Below are 17,605 nucleotides of genomic sequence, written 5' to 3' on the forward strand. Positions count from 1 at the left end.
TCTCTTCTAGATGGTTGTAACAACACAGCCTTCCTTTTCAACGATTACGGTATGTTCCTTTTGACTTACAAAGCAGTCTTTCTTTTCTCTTAGTGGAGCATACGGATAAATGGCCATCGCATCTGACAATTGCTTTAAAGCGGTATTTCCACGCCTTTCGCCGAATTTGTCTGTAATCCACCTTCCTGAAAACGGCACGTATTGGTTGTTTGATTGTATATATTTAAGCACTTTCTGTGTGCTTTTCATTCTGAACGGCTTGTTGGCCATATAGGAATATATGTAGTGTCCGGGAGCATCATTTACAATGCCTTCTCCGTTGGTTGCAAAAGGTTCAATAGCTATGGCCTGGCCTTCATCCAATGTATATCCGTCATGATTGTCGTAATTTGGAATTGAAATTCCTGCGTGTAAGTTATATTGCTCCAGACTGTGTCCGGTCAGGTTAAAGATAGGGTTTAGATTGTATTCTGATATCGCTTCATGAACGGCGGCACCAATTTTGGACACTTCAACGCCTGCCCTGACTGTTGCAATTGCAGCTTCAAGACCTGCTGCTGACGCTTCAACGATTTCCTCATGCAGATTGATTTCATCCTGAGTATAATTCTCTGAAATGTTTCCGTCTGCGATTATGGTGACTGCGGAATCTGCAATATAGCCGTCAACCATAGCTCCCAAATCCAGCTTCACCATGTCTCCGGCATGAATCAGGGTTTCATCGTTTGCAGGTGATGTGTAGTGCGCTGCAAATTCATTTAAAGATACGTTACAAGGAAACGCAATTTCGGCTCCTGTTTTTAGGATTTCACTTTCTACGTACTCCACCAAATCAATTACTAAAGTTCCGTCTTTAATCATTTTTGAAGCTTCACTGCGAATGTCTGAAACAATTTTCCCGGCTTTTATATAAGATTCCATCATAGTCATTTACCTTCACCATTAAATAATTAATTATATAATTGATAAAGTTTATATAATATTGTATTGTATTAACATGTTGGAGGTAATTAAATGGATATTCCTACAATACCTGATCAAATATTCTTATTAATCGTTTTAATTATTGTAGCGATTGTGCTTTTAATCATTGTTTTCCAATGGAGAAAAGTTGCACAATCTAAAAATTCAATTTTAATGCTTGAAAAGGAAATTGAGCTTAAAAAAATGTCTATGGTGGAAAAAGACATAGAATCTAAAAGATTAATGGATAACCCTATTCCATTACCGCAGGATAAACAGGACAGTTTATCTGCAATAAGGCAATCCACAACCGATGTAAGAAGCGAAGTCGGCTACTTGCATACTGAAATCAATGAAAGGTTAGCCAGATTGGAAGCTCAAACCGAGCAAAAGAAATTAGAAAAGATGCTTAAAGAAATTGAAGCTAAGGAAGCTAAGCTTAAAAAAATGGATAAATAGGTGTTTTCATGGAAGCTATTGAAGTTGTAGCTATTTTAATTTTAATCATTGCTATTATAATTTTAATATATTATTACCTATTGAACAGTCCTGAAACTACAGATAAATTGCGCAATTTTGTACCAAAGACTGCCGATGCTCATTTGGATGAGGTATTAGGTAAGGATTCCAGTTATAGCGATTTATCTAAAGAAGAAATGCCGGTTGAAGATGGTGTTGATGAAGAATCAGGTTCAATGAGTAAAAGAATCAAGGTCAAACTCAGCGACATTGACATGTCCAGTTTGAACACCGATGCATTTTCCCACAAAATTGACGCTTTTCTTGATGAAAAGAGCGATCAGTTAATCAAGGACTGGTCTTTAGCAACCACCAATGATTTGGAAGAGTTGGAATCCAAATTCAGTGAAACTACCAATCATGTTGACAGTTTGGAAAAATCTTTCGATGAATTTAAAAAATCTTCCGAAGAGTTCCAAAAAGTTGCTGAAGAAAAATTAGAGGATTTAGATAAAAGAATTGAAACATTGGAAAATAAATAATTTTATTTTCTTATTTTTTTCAATTTTAACTGGAAATATAGAAAAGTTTATATATAATCTTTGCTTAAATTATAATATAGTTTTATACTATTTTTTGTTTGTATAGCAGGGTGGGGTAGTCTGGTGATCCCGCGGGGCTCATAACCCCGAGATCCCTAGTTCAAATCTAGGCCCTGCTACTTTTAATTAATATTTTCATGGCAAGTTAAAGACAGCTGCTGGTTTTTTAAACTAAGGAAACTCCGCCCATCATACAGAACTATGGCGTTGAAAAACGTATACCGAGAGGTATGACTCTGGAGCAGAAACGACACGTCTTTTAATGGATGACAATGATAATTAATTGAGGACATTAAAAAGAATCGGTGAAACGGCCATTCCATAGGATGCAAGAGCAAAGGTGCCTATGACAACCTGTTTGAGGCAAGGTAGCACGCTAAGATGAATGCTGTTAAACAGAAGGTGGGTTACTCTTAACAGGCCATGAATATTAATTATTTTCTTATTTTATTTCACTCAGTTATTGTGTGTTTATCAAATTTTCATTACTTAAATCAATGGATTGTAATTTTTCAGTTAACCTTTGATTCTAACAATGTTATTTTGTATTTTAACTCTCAACAGAAGTTAGGGTGTTTAAAAAGGTAATTGTGAAATTTCATTTTTCATGGTTTATGAAATAATTTATATTATTTTAAAACTAAATAATGTTCATGAGAAAGTTTTTGAATGTTTCATTAAAATTCCAATGGAAGACAATATTGATTATTTTCGCTTTGATAATAATTCAGACATTCTTTCAAATGGAAATAATTGATTTGTTCAGTGCTGCTTTGACTGGAGTTAAAGAACAGAATATCGATTTGCTTTTCAAATCAGGATCATACATGTTAATGTATACGGTCATTTCAGTGATTGCCATTTATATCATTTCCTTTCTCTCAACAAGAGTGGCTTCAAATGCCGCATATACGGTCCGTGAGAAAATATTTCATATACTGATGAACCTGCCTAGTGAGGAACTTGAGCAATTTAAAATTTCAGGGCTGGTTACACGGTCAACCAGAGGGATGTCCTAAGAACAGGGTTTTATAGTGATAATACTCACACAATTAATGTTGATTCCAGTTACATTCATAGCAATTATTTATGAAATAGCATTGATTGACAGAACTTATGCGTTATTCTTCTTGGCATTTGTTGGTGTTCTTGCCATGATTCTGATTTTTAGAATGAAACAAATTGTGAAAATATTTTTTCGAGCCAAAAAGACCTATGGAAAACTGAACCTGTTGTTTTTATCCAAAATCAGTGATATAGCCAACAGGGTCCCATTCAATAAACAGGAGTATGAAGAGGAATTTGAAGAGGCATGTGAGAATTCCTATGATAAGAATGTTACCTATATTTTAAGCCAATATTACCTTGGGCCAGTATTATTATGGGGTTTATATGCTATTGTTCTGATTACATTTGCAATGGTTAATTCCGGATACACCATTGGCTTTGAAACCGACAGTGTAGTTGATTCATTCATTATTCTTATATATGTTGCATACTTCGTCAGTACCTTGGCGTTTCTCCCTGCATTAATTGACAGGTGGCCACGTGCATATGCCACTTCTGTGCGTTTGGAGGAAGTCCTGAATCTGGAAGATAAAACCATAAAATCCAAAAGCACTGATAATCCAAAAAGAATAGAAATTGTAGAAGAAGATGTATCCTGGCCGGATAAGAGCATATGGGATGAAAGAAAGGAAATCTCCCAAAAATTCTCTCTAATATTAAACGAGGACAGGACCAAAGTAATAATATCAATGATTTTGCTTACGATATCCACATTATGCATGGTTTATGCCCCTAAAGTTGCAGGAAAGACGGTTAATTTATTGAGTTCCAATGTGAATTCATCCAACGATGTTGCCATCTACATTAACCTGGCCCTGCTTTTGGTATTATATTCTGCAGGATATCTGTTTAAATTAACTCCAAAGAGAATCATGGGGATTGCCGGTGAAAAGGTGGCCTATAATTTAAGAATGAAATTATTTGGCGGGATTGATGCTGTCGGATCCGGTTTCATTAAGGAAAACTCAAAGGGTCTCATCATGTCCAGATTAAACAACGATGTGATGAACATCCGTGAGTTCGTTTCTTCCAGATTTTCTGAAATTTATGCCCAAATCCTATCGATAGTCCTTGTAATAGTACTGATGATGATGACAGACTTCAAATTGAGCTTAATTTATCTGGTGATATTGCCTGTTTATATCATCTCCTTTTCGTTATGCGATTATAAATCTAAAGACTATTATGATGGTCATCAAAAGCATTTAGGGCGAATGATGAGCTATTTTGAAAGAGGTCTCACAAATCGTGATTCATTCCATGAAAAAGGGTTTAAAAAAATCAACCAAACTGTAATTGACTATTATGTCAAATCCAGAAACATTACTAATATTATGGAGCCTGTTACAACCTTTTTAACAAATGCAAGTAATATAACTGTTTATATGGCAGGCATTTACTTTTTATCAGTTGGTGAAATACAACTGGGAACCCTATTGGCGGTTATCATGTATGGGCAGTTATTGACAAAACCTATTAAAAAACTAAGCACCTCGATGGCTTCTATTGAAACTGCATTTTCAAGCATAAAAAGAATATTTGCGATTATTGACTATCGCAAAGAGGAATGATTGGATATTCAGTCATGTTAACGTAAAAAAGTAACTTATTAACCTTTATTTATTTTTTTTTAATTAATATAACTCTAAAACATCAATAGGAAAATTGTATACTTTTTCATAATCGGTGCAAAGGATTTAATCAGTATTAGGATATTGAATAAGATTTATGCATTTCCGTATATTGATATATTGATGGTTGATTTTTTACTGGATTTGGAGATTATTTAATTTGATAAAATGTCAAAAAGGGGGGGGGTAGGATTTGCCTATTTTTGATAGGTAACCCACACGATTTTATAGGGTTACTCTTAACAGGCCATGAATATTAATTATTTTTTTTAGAATCTTTTAAAAACTTGTAATTTTTGTGATTTATCGTGGCAGCTATTCGGATTTTGAAAGCAATCGGAAGTTCTTGCAGGTTCAAATCGGCTGCAGCTATCTGTTGGACTAGTGTGCCCATTGCCTAAACGGCAAATAACTCCCTCTCCAGCACCTTTTAATTGTATATTGGCTTGCCAATGCACACAATTAAGACAAACCCTGTCCGGGTTCAATTCTGAAATATTAATTCCGTCAATTTGATAGATTTTAACCACCACAAAATTTTTTTCTAATTAATTTTATTTTCATTAGGCAGTTAATATTTTTCTTTTTTTACTCATTTTTAATCTTATTTTCTATTTTACATATTGCCTGTGTCATTGTTCCCATAGGACAATACACGCACCATGATCTTGGCTTAAACAGGACCATAGTCAATAATCCCAATATTGTTGAGGTAAGCATGACGCTGTAAAATCCAAACGCGAATTGTGAAACCCATGGGGATATGACATTTCCATGATATGCCCAGTTCCAAGGCACATTAACGGTCCATAAAAGAGTAATCGCCTGTGTGAGTGATTTGGTGCCTGCAAATACAAGATATGTGTTCCAAAGCATCACAAAAAACATTGCAAAGAAGAATATCAGAAATCCATATCTGAAGGCTTTTGAATACATCCATTTTGGAACGTCCCTTTTTCTGGAAAGGCCTAAGCGACCACCAAGCAATCCTAAAAGCTGGCCTCTGTCACAATAGCGATTGCAAAATCCTTTGTTGCCCTTGATGATGGCAAAAAGCAGTGGTGTTATAAAGCAGATCATTCCCAGCCATGCGAATATTATGTTGAAAAATCCGAGTGTGAAGTATACGATTGTAAAAATCCAAAGGTAGTCATACCATTTTTTGAATTTTATCTTATTTTCTTTTTTCGCACGGTTTCCTTCAATAACTGATGACGGACATTCTATAACGCATTTTCCACATTCTGCGCATAATTCCTCATCAACTATTGCATACATTCCATTTTTAACTTCAATGGCTCCTTTTGGACATACCTTAAGACAGCATCCGCAGGATACACAGAAGTCCGCATCAACACTCGCCTTCACCATACATTCACCATTCTGAAAATTTGTTATATAATATATAGTTTACTTGTTAACTATTTAAATATTGTAATTGAAAGTATTTTTTGCATACTTTCCAAAAAAAGAAAATAAAAAATCCAATTATCGTCTGATAATCGGAATGCTTAATGTTAATATGGAAGCTAAAATCAAAAGAATAGGATTTCCTGTTTCATGCATAGGTTTTTCAAATCCAGATTCATCCGAATCTCTATCCAACACGTCAATCTCTTCCTCTTCAAACGTTTCATTGTTGAGATTTGTTGTATCGCTAGTAATGTAAGCCTCGTTTACTTTTTCACCTACAGTCAATGCCTGTGTGGTTATAAATAACTTTACAATGCCATCTTCAATGGTCAGATTACCGATATCCCAGATGCCGGTATTCGGGTCGAATGTTCCTTTTGTGGCAGTATGTTTGATGTATTTTAAACCTTCAGGCAATTTATCGTGGATTTTAACGTTTTTTGCCTCATCAGGACCGAAGTTTACAGCCTCTAAAATCCAGGTAACGTAATCGCCAACATAGATGTTTTCCTTATCTGCATCATTGTCCAGCACAAGAAATGCGCCGGTTGAGTTTTGGCTTGCGTTACTGTCTGAAGCCTGTTGTGCAGAATTGGATGCAGACAATACTTCCTGTTGATCTGCAGGTGCTGCAATTTCCAATTCTAAAGCATCCATCTGGTTTTCATCTATTTCCTGAGCGCTAATGGCACCCATTGAGGAGATGAAAACAAATGCAATCAATAGAATCAGAACAGTTCTATTTTTAATGGCTTCAACCCCCATTAGAATGCAATTGCTGTGAGATTGTTGTCTTTGTTAAATTCAGTTAGTTGTGACATCAATTTGCTGGTGTCATTGCTGTTTTTACTCCAGAATACAATAACAAACTTTTCATTGTCAACTTCAACAACTTCCACAACTCCGTAGCTGCCATGGTCAACATCTGTGAAATTGGCGGTATTGTCTGAGTTCTTGTTTATCTGATAGTCATCATCAGCCACTAAGTAATCATTACCGTCATCCATGATAATGCCTTCTATCGCATCATCATTTTCATCGTCAACTGTATCAAGGTATTTGAAAATGCCGACACCTGATGTTTTTGCATCGTCAAAATAAACTATGCAGTCTGTATTATTGAAATTTGAGCTGTATAATTTATCATCTACCTTGAAATCACCTATGTTAGCTGCGTAAGCAGAACCAATCAAAAGTGTAGAAATGATTAATACTAAAAGCAGTTTCTTCATTTTTAACCTCCTTTGGATATTTTATAAAAATCAACAAAATTCATTGTTATTTTTATTTATCTATAAACCTTATTTAAAAATTATTGTTTTTTTGGTGTTTTATTATAATTATTATTGTGTCAAGTCCAATTTACAATAAAGCAACTGGAATCCAAATAGGCATTGCTGATGGTTATTTATAATTTCTATAAGGAAGTGGTGTTTTCTAATTTAAAACTAGTAATTCAATATCTTCAAATAATCTTCAATCAAATCGTACATTTCTTCTTTTGCAGTGGTTTTAAACAGTTTAGGCTTGATTTCCACGCTTCTGTACAATCCTTTTAAATAGTATGCTGCATGAACTCTCATTTTGGAGACTGCAACTTTTTCAGGCTTTCTTTCAAAAAGCAGTTCTGTGTGTTCTTTTATCATTTCGAATCTTTCTTCTTTTGTTACTCTTTGTGGCACGGTTCCATCTTCCAAATACTCGACGCACTGCTTTATCAGCCAGGGATTGCCTAAGGTCGCCCTGCCAATCATCACTGCATCGCATGACGTTTCATCAAGCATCCTTTTTGCATCATAGCATGTTCTGATGTCTCCGTTTCCTATGACTGGTATTGAAACTTCATTTTTAACGTCCCGGATGATTGACCAGTCTGCATCAACGCAGTAGCTCTGTTCCTTGGTGCGGGGATGTACGGTTATGGCCGATGCTCCCGCATCCTCAACAAGCTTTGCGATTTCAAGGGCGTTGATGTTATCGCTGTCCCATCCGCTTCTGATTTTGACTGTAACAGGTATGGGAACGCTATCCACTACACTACATACAATATCATATGCCTTATCAGGGTCTTTTAGAAGGGCGCTTCCGGCCTGGCCCTTTATGGCAACTTTTCTGACGGGACATCCCATATTGATGTCGATAATGTCGGGAGCCATGTTTTCATGGATATAAGCGGCGGCCCTGCTCATGGTTTCGGCGCTTGAGCCGAATATCTGCTGGGAAATTGGCCTTTCATAGTCTGTCATCTCCAGCATGTCCTGAGTCCGGGTATTGTCATATATGATGCCTCTGTCTGAAACCATTTCGGTTTCGATAAGTCCGCAGCCCATTGATTTGGCAATTGTCCTGAATGGGGAATCGCATATTCCGGCCATAGGTGCTAAAACGACTTGATTATCTATTTCAACATCGCCAACTTTCCATTTCATAAAATCACTAATATATTATATATATTAAATAGGTTAAAGTAATTTCCCAATGGAATAAAATAAAAAAAGTATGGAATATTATTTGCCGAATATTCCATTGAATAAATCTGTTATTGAACCGCTTCCGGTATTATTCAAAACGCCTGAAACCTGTGTTTCGTAAACGTTAATGTCGCCTTGAACATTTTGGAGTTGTTCAATACTGTCTGCAAGTTTTTCAATATCATTCTGAGTCAGATTGATATTGTTTATGACGGTATAATTGTAAATGATGTTTACAATGGTAGTGTGATCTGTAGTATTGTTTTGCTGCACTACCTCTTTTACATCATCCACGAGTTTGGATAAATCGTCAGCGCTGACGTTTGAGTTTTCAACAATTTCCGCCTGTGTGTATATTTCATTGTTGGCCGCTTCTTTTACGGTATCAGGGATTTCAACATCAGTTGCCACTTCATAAGAGTTCATGATTCCTGCAAGAGCGGATTCTCCGGTAGCGGTTACAGGGCTTGTTACGTATACGTGTCCGCTGGTAATTCCGACGGATTTCAATGCTGACAAGTACATGTCTCCGGTAATTGTGGTGATTTTTGATTTGTCGACGCTTACCTGGAGTTTGCCGTTGTCATTCAAATCAACAAGCGCGGATGAATATATCTGGCTTGAAGTGTATGTTTTGCCGGTTATACCGCTTGAAATTTTGTTAACGTCATTGGCTGTGATTATTTTTTCAGTTGCAGTGCTTAAATCTATGTTGCTCTGGCTTTTGAAAAATGAATCAACATTAGCTTTGTAGTTTGAATTTGCATGTGTGGTTTCACCGTAGGTTATTACAACTGAATTCGCTTCACCTGAAAAACCTGCTGGTATAACCATACCTATCAAGATTATAGATAAAATAACTATACCAATAGTTGTCTTACGCATATTATCACCTCTATATAATAGCACACTTTGTTTATCCGATGTAGTATTTAAACTTATCTTTTGAATAATTGAAATTTGATAAATTTTCATTAAATTTAGTTAATTTTATATGTTTTCAAGTTAAACTTAAACCTATAATAAATGTCATGTTTATTATAATAGCGTGAAGGGAGGTGAAAATACGAGAAAGTTAGGTAATAAGTTGTTAATTGTATTGATTTTATCAATATTAATTATGTTTTCATTAAGTACAGCCTTTGCTGAGGACGGCGGAGCGGCATCCGTAGAGGTAGCTAGCCCTTCAGATGCAGTCACGCTTCATTCTTCTCAGGCAAAGGAATCTTTTATATCCGCAACGAATAATGCAATAGAAATTAATGTTATTCATCACTACAATGAACAGGCCAACACTTGGGATGAAGATGGATATGAGCTGCCAAATGCGACTATCGACTTGTATGACTCAAATGATAAGCTTATTTCATCTTATGTTACAGATTCTGAGGGGAATGTGGTAATCGAAAATTTGGATCCTGGCAAATATTATGTTGTTGCCCGCTATGCAGATTATGAACCTCAAAAATCCACAACATTGGATTTCACTTCAAGGTCAGGTACTCTCAGCGGCCAATTTGATTTTATTCCGGATATCCTGTTGCTGGTTGATTACGGATCCCACAAGGAAAAGCTTCAGGTTTTGATGAATCTCTCCAAAAGAGTTGCATTCATAAGCACTATGGACTATGACGAATCCCGTGAATGGTTGGCGGAGTATGCCAGATTTGTTCACTTGGACATGTTCGCTGAAGGGGCTTATTCAACTTTAACTTCAGAAAGGCTGAAAAACCTGCTGGCAGATTGTCCTGCAAATGACAATTATATGGTCGCATATACATTTGGAGTTTATAGTGAGGGTATAAAGAACGCTACCGGAATACATATTGTCGGTGCAAACCCAAAAAATAACACTTATCACACTATAGAAAACACCTATATCGGTTCTTACTTCCAGGCTGAGGACATAGACGAATCTGATGTTTTGGATCATAATATGGAAAATTACTTGAAATACATTTACTATCTGATCAATCCATCTGAATATGAAAATCCGACTCTCAATGTGTCTAACGCTCCATTGATGGGTCCAGAATGTGGTTTTTACCATCCTGATTTAGGTATTTTCACCATTTTCCCTGATGGGGATTTAATCAATCAGTGGATTATGGCCAATCCGGGTTACGATTGTGATGGAATTGGTAGTTTAAACTGGATGATTCAGGATTATCCTAAATGGTTCAATGACATTTTAGATCCGACTACATTGTTCAAGCAGTTTGAAGACAAGTTCATAGAGGAGTTCAATCCCGATAAAAAATTCATAGCTATCGCTACTTACTATTGTGGTGGAGAGGTAGTGGATTCATTGATTAGAGGTTATGAGGCATATGGAAGGCCTGCATTCAACATTTTTAAGTTTTCTACAGACCCTGCAATGTCATCAATAATAAACAGAATCAATAAGGTTTCTACAGTTGGAATTTCCGCTATTACTTCATTATATAGTTGGTCTTTAAGTTATGCGAACGGTTCTGCTGAATCTGATTTGTCAGAAATAGATTTGGAAGTTCTTAAAGGTGTTAATGAGATTTCAAAATCCAGTTATGAAAGTGAATTGGGTCCTCAAATAGAATGGACCTATGCAGTGACATATCCAAGTTTCGAAGGTGTATTCGGCCCGGTTATACTGTCTTATCTTGATGAAGAAAACAAGGTTCAGGTAATCCAGACAGGTGTAGATAAGATGGTTAAATTAAGTTGCGGATGGGCTGACTTAAAAGATTTAAACAACTCTGAGAAAACAATTGCTATTGTTCTTTACAATTATCCTCCAGGTAAGGCTGAAATCGGAGCATCATATTTGGATGTAATCCAAAGTACCTATGATTTGCTTATCAAATTATATGAGGAAGGATATACCATCTGCAATATCAGTGAGGTAATGAACGTCACAGAATTTGCAAAGATAATCTTCAACAGCGGTAACAAGGGTTCATGGGCAGGCGGTTTGCTTGAAAAGTATGTCCAGGACAACAAAGAGGAACTCCTCAAGCATCATCAGCTGATTTCAATCTATGATTTCATTGACTTGGTTGAGGATTTGCCTGATGATTTGTACTTTGAGATGGTGGACCAGTGGGGTGCCGGTTTAGGCAAGTCCATGATTTACACGGAAAATGATACAGAGTATATAGTAATTCCTGGTTTCTGGCTAGGCAATATCTTCATTACTTTCCAGCCAAGTAGGGGATGGGAAGAAGCCGACATTACTGAAATCATTCAGAATTATCACGATTTGAAATTGCCGCCTCATCAGCAATATGTCGCATTTTATGAGTGGATGGACAAAGTCACTCACGCAAATGCAATCATAAGCATGGGAACCCACGGAACCATGGAATGGCTTCCGGGTAAGAATATAGGTGTAGGTTCAGGGGACTGGTCATTTGAATTGACATTGACTCCGACATTGTATCCATACATTGTATCAAACCCTGGTGAGGCAATGGTTGCAAGGGATAGAAGTGCTTCAATGGTCATTACACACATGACTCCTGCTATGGTTTCATCCGGATTGTACGGTAATTATACAGTATTGAATAATTACATCACATATTATAAGGACCAAGTCAAGCTCAATGTAACAGCCAATGCAGATGTCTATAGGGAAAAGATTATCGATTTGGCTCCTACATTAGGTTTTAGAAACTATTCGGCCAACGAATCCTTCAATGACTGGCTTGATGATTTGCATTTATACCTTGAAGGTATGGGTGATGACTTCATGACCTACGGTTTGCATACATTAGGTAAAGTGTTGACCGGTGAAGAGCTTACTGAAGAAGTGATTACCGTCACAACTTCCCAGACCAAAATCTACAATCATATCATGGAATTCCTATATCCTGAACTTAAGGGTAAGGATTACTATAATGATATCCAAAATGATTTAAGCTATCTTGATGAGCATCATGCCATTAAAGATTTCTTATTGGAATATATAGGACGTTTGGTAAACGGTTCTTCAGTCGATGAATTGTCTCAAATCTATGGAATTGAGGTAAACAGTTCATTATATAACTCAACCAGATATGCTGCAAGCGTAATTGTCAATATCCAAAACAACAACGAATGGAATGCAATTCTCACTGCATTGGAAGGAGGTTACGTTCCTGCAGGATTGTTTGCAGATCCTGCTTACGGTGATTCAATACCTACAGGTTATGACGGTTATGCATCCGATTCAACAAGGATGCCGTCCGAAGCAGCATATGAATCTTCAGTCAGAATTGTAGATTTGCTGCTTGCCAATTATTATGAACAGCATGGCAAATGGCCTGAAATGACAGCATTGATTCTATGGGGAACTGAAATATCAAGGACCGAAGGTATCGGCGTTGCTGAATTCCTATATCTTTTAGGATGCAAGCCGGTATGGTCAGAAAACGGCAAGGTCATTGGTGTTGAACGTATTCCTTTGGAAGACTTGAAGGTTACTTTAAACAACGGAAGTGTTGTCAACAGGCCTAGAGTGGATGTATTTGCAAGTCTGGTTACAAGCAACAAGGATTGGATTACCTGGATGGTGACCGGTGTCAAGCTTGCTGCATTTGCCGATGGTGAGTCCTTAGAGGATAATTACGTTAAAAAACATTATGCTGAAAGTCCAACCCTTGACAGATTGTTCGGTCTTCCGGGCAATATTCTTGAAGGAACCGGTATGAGCACCCTTATTCCAAATACTGCGGATTGGGACATTGAAACTGTCAATGAAAAGGCAATGTCCATTTATCTTGAAAGCGTATCTTTCGCTTGGAACCTTGATGAAAAGGGCAACATTGTCATCAACAAAGAGAAGGATACATTTGTGTACTTGCTCAATAAGACAGATTTGATTACTCAAAACCTTGACAGTACATGGAGAGTATTGGATTCCGATGATTACTATGACTGGTTTGGTGGTTTGTATAATGCTGCTTCCTTATTGAAAGAGCAATCAGGTCAGCAAAGGCCGGACACTTCTTTCGTGGATATCAGGGATAAGAACAGATATGTTGCAAAATCTTATGAAGCCGAATTGGACTTCGAGATAAGGACCACACTTCTAAATCCGAAATATCTCGAGCCTCTTACAGGAAATGCTGCAGGTATGAACGCAATTGCCGCAAGATATCAGAACATGTTCGGTACATTGACAGTTGCCAATAACCAATTGCAGAAAGAGCTGGGAAATCAGTTGACTGATTCCCTATTGAACATTGCAGGTTCAGTCGGCGATGAAACCACATCAGTCGGTTTACAGTCATCTCTTGCGCACATGTTTTATCTGGCAGACCAAGGTACATGGAACGCGGATCCTAGTAAAATGGAAGCTATTGCTAATGAATATATGAACCAGGTTGTTCAATATGGTGTTGCATGTTGTCACCACACATGTAAAAACTTGGATTTCAATATGAAAATCATTCAGGCAAGTTCCCTGTCTCCTGCGGTAAAAGAGCAGTTTGCAGAGATATTGGCTCAGGCTACAAACACTGATCCGTTATATCAAGCGGACGGAACCGACATATCCGATGACTCATCTAGCAGTCAGACTAATCCTGCTGAAGACAGCGGTGCCAATGCACATGAGTTAGTCAACGGCACATCTCAGGAGGAATCCGATTTGTCTGGCGGCAGAACTTCTGCAGGTCTTGATCCGTCAACACCTGGTGATGCGAAATCAGCTTCAGAATCACAAAGTTCAAGTGATTCATCTTCAAATGCTGGTGAATCCGGTCCTGTTGCATATGAATTGTCTGCAAAATCCGCATCCAAATCAGCAAGTTCCGAAGAGTCCAGCATGCCTATATTCGTAATTCTTGCAATCATTGTTTTGATTGTAATCTTCTTGGTTGGATATGTAAGAAATCAAAAAGACGATTATGATGATTATTAATTTAATCATCAACTTTTTTTTATTTTAGAAATTTTTAAATATACTTTACTGACAAAAATAATAATATATTAGATAATTTTTAAAGTTTGCTTAAATTTGACTTTAAAATATATTTGAATTTAATGTGAGGTATATTATGATTAAAAAAATTAACATTTTTTTAGTTTTATTATTGCTTTTGCTATCGATTGGTGCTGTCAGCGCTAGTGAAGACTTAAACACAGCCATTGCAAGTAATGATGAAACTATTTCTGATATTTCTACATCACAGCTGGATGATAGTTTATCTGCAAATGTTGATGTGGATGATGAGGGGGTATTGGCTGCCGTTTCACACACAGTCACTAGATCTAATTATCAGACTTATTTTGATGTTAGCGGTAATTTCAAGCCTTCTTCAATAAATGAGGGGGACACCCTTGTATTTGACGGAAATTTCGAAAGGATTAACTTTACATTTGAAAATCCTGTAAAGATTAAAGGCTCAAGTTCACTTAACATGAAGAATTGTGTTGTTAATTTCGAAGGAAATGCTTCTGGAAGTACAGTATCCAATTTAAAAATCACTAATACATATAATTATCATTATGGTATATTTTTAAATGGCGTAGCCAATTGTACTGTTGAGAATTGTATTATCAACAACACTGGTATATCTTCATACTGTATTGCCGTTGCAAATAAGGCAATGTATAATAATGTAATCAACAATGTCTTTAATGAATATGGTATTACATATGGTCATGGGTCTAGGTCTACTACTCCTGTGCTTCTCTCCGATGCCCATTACAATTATATAGCAAACAATCACATCACCTGTGACGATGCGAATGCTATTTATTTGTCCGAATATGGTGGAGGCCCTATAGTGCCTGCGCTATCTCATTATAATATAATTTATAATAATACTATAAGGCACAATGTCCTGCCTACTTCATGGTGTTATTCTATTCAGGTAATGGGTAGATACAACACAATAGACTCAAATAAGGTCATTGGGGCATATAGAGGTATAAGTACAACACAACCTTGGAATACTATTATAAATAACCAGATTATTAATCTCACAGGAGCAGATTTTAATAATCCTGGTGTTGAACTTGGAGGGGATTTTGGTATTTATGCTTCAGCTAACACTATTGTAAGAAACAATTCCATTATCAATGCTAAAGCTATTTCATCTGGTGGTGGAATCGCTGCTGCGGGGGATAACATAATTGTTGAAGATAACTATGTTGAAGTTACCCTTCAGGGTGTAGGTGTACATCCAAGTAGTTCTAACATTACAATTAGAAACAACACCATAATTACACAAAGCGGTTCCGGAATATTATTTAAGACTCAAGCTTATAATCTCGCTGTTTTAAATAATAATATTTCAAGTCAAAGCGCTATCGGTGTTTATATTAAAAAGCTCAGTAACAAAAAAATGCCTGGAAACATAACTATTGTAGGCAATACCATCACAACCTCCAATAAATGTGTAATTGATGCCGCTGGGGCTGATGCAAGTTTAACCAATATTATTGTAAATAACACTTTTCAAAAAGGTAAGACTGTAAGATATCCTGAAGGCTCATATGATCCATCAAAACCGGTTTACATATTCAACGGAACCGTATATGAAATTACTCCTGAAAATTATGGTGAATATATTGATAATAATGGTGAATTGAGTTCCATTATTAAAGATGGGGATATTTTAAACTTCAATGGAGAGTTTGTAAATAAAAGAATAATATTTATCACTTCCGCTATCAAAATAACAGGTAATAAGCCTACCTTTTATAATACTACATTTAGGATAACCTGTGATGGTGTATGGATTGAAAACTTGATTATTAAAAATAATAAGGCTGATAGGCTTAATGCATGGGGGATTCATGTTTATGTAGTTAATGGTGCTACAATATCCAATTGTGATATTGAAGTAACTGACCCTAATGCGGCATATGCAATTTATGTTGTGGAATCAATTAATGTGGATGTGCTAAACAATAAACTTTATTCTTCCGGTAACTATTTAACCTATACATTGCTTGCATATGGCGTTGAAGATTCAAACTTCATAGGCAATACAATTAATACTTTGGGCACAGGTCAAGTGCATAAGTTCGAAAGTCAACATGACATTGATAATGCTTCTTGTTTGGATGGCGATACTAGTTGTCTTGATGGTGATACTTCTTGTTTGGATGGCGATACTAGTTGTCTTGATGGTGATTCTTCTTGTTTGGATGGTGATTCTTCTTGTTTGGATGGTGATACAATTGCTGATGGAAACCATGTTTTAGCAGAAGTATACAGAACCTACGGTATTTTAATGGCATACTCTAGTTACAATACTGTTTCCAAAAATAAAGTAAATGTTACTTCCAAATTGAATAGAACAGTTTCCCCATTCAATTCCACAAACTCCATTGTTGGAATAGATGCATATTACAGTTGTCAATACAATGTTTTTTCAGAAAATAATGTTTATATAAAGTCTAATGATAATTATATTTATGGTATGGGCGTATTAGGATATATGACTGGCCATACTGCTCCTGAGGGTCAAGAAGCAACTAATAATGAATTCATTAAAAATAATATTGTTCTTGAAGGCACTTATTTCGTTCAGGGAATTGTAATCGGATCCTCATCTTATGGGACAGTCATAGAAAATAATATTGTTAATGTAAAATCAAGAAATGTTGCATATGGTATCAACCTCGAAATGTCTCAAGAATCAACCATAACTAAAAACACTTTCACATTAAATTCAGACGCCGTTTATGGTATTGAGGCTTTCTCATCCAATAATAATGTCATAGACAACAATAAATTTGAGGCAGATGGAAAACAGGTATACGGTTTCGTATTGTCTAATTCAAAAGACAATTCCGTAACTAACAATATAATATTGGCTAGAGGAACCGGTAAAAAAATAGGCATCAATCTTGATTCAATATCTGCAGGAAATGCCGGAATTTTCCTCAACTCCGCTTCTACAGATAATTTAATTTACAGAAATAACGTTACATCATTGAAAGGATATGCAATCCTTGTTGATGATAGGGCTGTTGACAACAACATTTCTAAAAATTATCTTGACTCTGAAAAGGGTATTGGTGA

Annotated in this window: 13 protein-coding genes, 1 tRNA gene and 1 other RNA gene; 8 read left to right on the top strand and 7 right to left on the bottom strand. The window is 36.3% G+C overall.

Annotated features, from left to right (window positions below; genetic code table 11):
- Positions 1–6: 6 nt before the first annotated feature.
- Complete coding sequence (gene map / locus ACJMLZ_RS05575) at positions 7–924, bottom strand: type II methionyl aminopeptidase (RefSeq protein WP_405304396.1); 918 nt, start codon at positions 922–924, stop codon at positions 7–9.
- A 90-nt stretch (positions 925–1,014) separates the two neighbouring features.
- Here map and ACJMLZ_RS05580 point away from each other — a divergent pair, with 90 nt between their 5' ends.
- The 6 genes from ACJMLZ_RS05580 (at position 1,015) to ACJMLZ_RS05605 (ending at position 4,663) form a co-directional block, all read left to right on the top strand.
- Positions 1,015–1,422, top strand: a complete 408-nt coding sequence (locus ACJMLZ_RS05580; protein ID WP_405304373.1) for a hypothetical protein — start codon at positions 1,015–1,017, stop codon at positions 1,420–1,422.
- A gap of 8 nt (positions 1,423–1,430) precedes the next feature.
- Positions 1,431–1,964 (top strand): hypothetical protein, encoded by a 534-nt coding sequence (locus ACJMLZ_RS05585; protein WP_405304375.1) that lies wholly within the window; start codon positions 1,431–1,433, stop codon positions 1,962–1,964.
- A 104-nt stretch (positions 1,965–2,068) separates the two neighbouring features.
- Positions 2,069–2,143 (top strand) — tRNA-Met (locus ACJMLZ_RS05590).
- 21 nt (positions 2,144–2,164) lie between these two features.
- An RNA gene (rnpB, locus tag ACJMLZ_RS05595) (RNase P RNA component) lies at positions 2,165–2,446 on the top strand.
- Between the two features lie 231 nt (positions 2,447–2,677).
- Positions 2,678–3,043: a hypothetical protein gene (locus tag ACJMLZ_RS05600; RefSeq protein ID WP_405304377.1), complete on the top strand. Its 366-nt coding sequence runs from the start codon at positions 2,678–2,680 to the stop codon at positions 3,041–3,043.
- A 36-nt stretch (positions 3,044–3,079) separates the two neighbouring features.
- Positions 3,080–4,663 (top strand): ABC transporter transmembrane domain-containing protein, encoded by a 1,584-nt coding sequence (locus ACJMLZ_RS05605; RefSeq protein WP_405304379.1) that lies wholly within the window; start codon positions 3,080–3,082, stop codon positions 4,661–4,663.
- Positions 4,664–4,992: 329 nt separating this feature from the next.
- Here ACJMLZ_RS05605 and ACJMLZ_RS05610 read toward each other — a convergent pair whose 3' ends face one another.
- The 6 genes from ACJMLZ_RS05610 to ACJMLZ_RS05635 form a co-directional block, all read right to left on the bottom strand.
- Positions 4,993–5,253 carry a hypothetical protein gene (locus tag ACJMLZ_RS05610; RefSeq protein WP_405304381.1) on the bottom strand — a complete coding sequence of 87 codons (261 nt, stop codon included), beginning with the start codon at positions 5,251–5,253 and terminating at the stop codon, positions 4,993–4,995.
- Between the two features lie 58 nt (positions 5,254–5,311).
- Positions 5,312–6,094 (bottom strand): ATP-binding protein, encoded by a 783-nt coding sequence (locus ACJMLZ_RS05615; protein WP_405304383.1) that lies wholly within the window; start codon positions 6,092–6,094, stop codon positions 5,312–5,314.
- Positions 6,095–6,211: 117 nt separating this feature from the next.
- On the bottom strand, positions 6,212–6,901 hold the full coding sequence (locus tag ACJMLZ_RS05620) for a DUF11 domain-containing protein (protein ID WP_405304385.1): 690 nt from the start codon (positions 6,899–6,901) through the stop codon (positions 6,212–6,214).
- Entirely contained in the window at positions 6,901–7,368 is a 468-nt protein-coding gene (locus ACJMLZ_RS05625; protein ID WP_405304387.1) for a hypothetical protein, read from the bottom strand. The genes ACJMLZ_RS05620 and ACJMLZ_RS05625 overlap by 1 nt, the downstream gene beginning before the upstream one ends.
- Positions 7,369–7,584: 216 nt before the next feature.
- On the bottom strand, positions 7,585–8,565 hold the full coding sequence (dusB, locus tag ACJMLZ_RS05630) for a tRNA dihydrouridine synthase DusB (RefSeq protein WP_405304388.1): 981 nt from the start codon (positions 8,563–8,565) through the stop codon (positions 7,585–7,587).
- A gap of 78 nt (positions 8,566–8,643) precedes the next feature.
- On the bottom strand, positions 8,644–9,492 hold the full coding sequence (locus ACJMLZ_RS05635) for a DUF1002 domain-containing protein (protein WP_405304390.1): 849 nt from the start codon (positions 9,490–9,492) through the stop codon (positions 8,644–8,646).
- Positions 9,493–9,727: 235 nt separating this feature from the next.
- Between ACJMLZ_RS05635 and ACJMLZ_RS05640 the strand changes: the two genes are divergently transcribed.
- Together ACJMLZ_RS05640 and ACJMLZ_RS05645 are read left to right on the top strand one after the other, a co-directional pair.
- On the top strand, positions 9,728–14,488 hold the full coding sequence (locus tag ACJMLZ_RS05640; RefSeq protein WP_405304392.1) for a cobaltochelatase subunit CobN: 4,761 nt from the start codon (positions 9,728–9,730) through the stop codon (positions 14,486–14,488).
- Between the two features lie 136 nt (positions 14,489–14,624).
- On the top strand, positions 14,625–17,605 hold a 2,981-nt coding region (locus ACJMLZ_RS05645; protein ID WP_405304394.1), incomplete at its 3' end, for a NosD domain-containing protein.

The sequence above is a fragment of the Methanobrevibacter sp. genome (genome assembly GCF_045126245.1).
GTDB lineage: Archaea > Methanobacteriota > Methanobacteria > Methanobacteriales > Methanobacteriaceae > Methanocatella.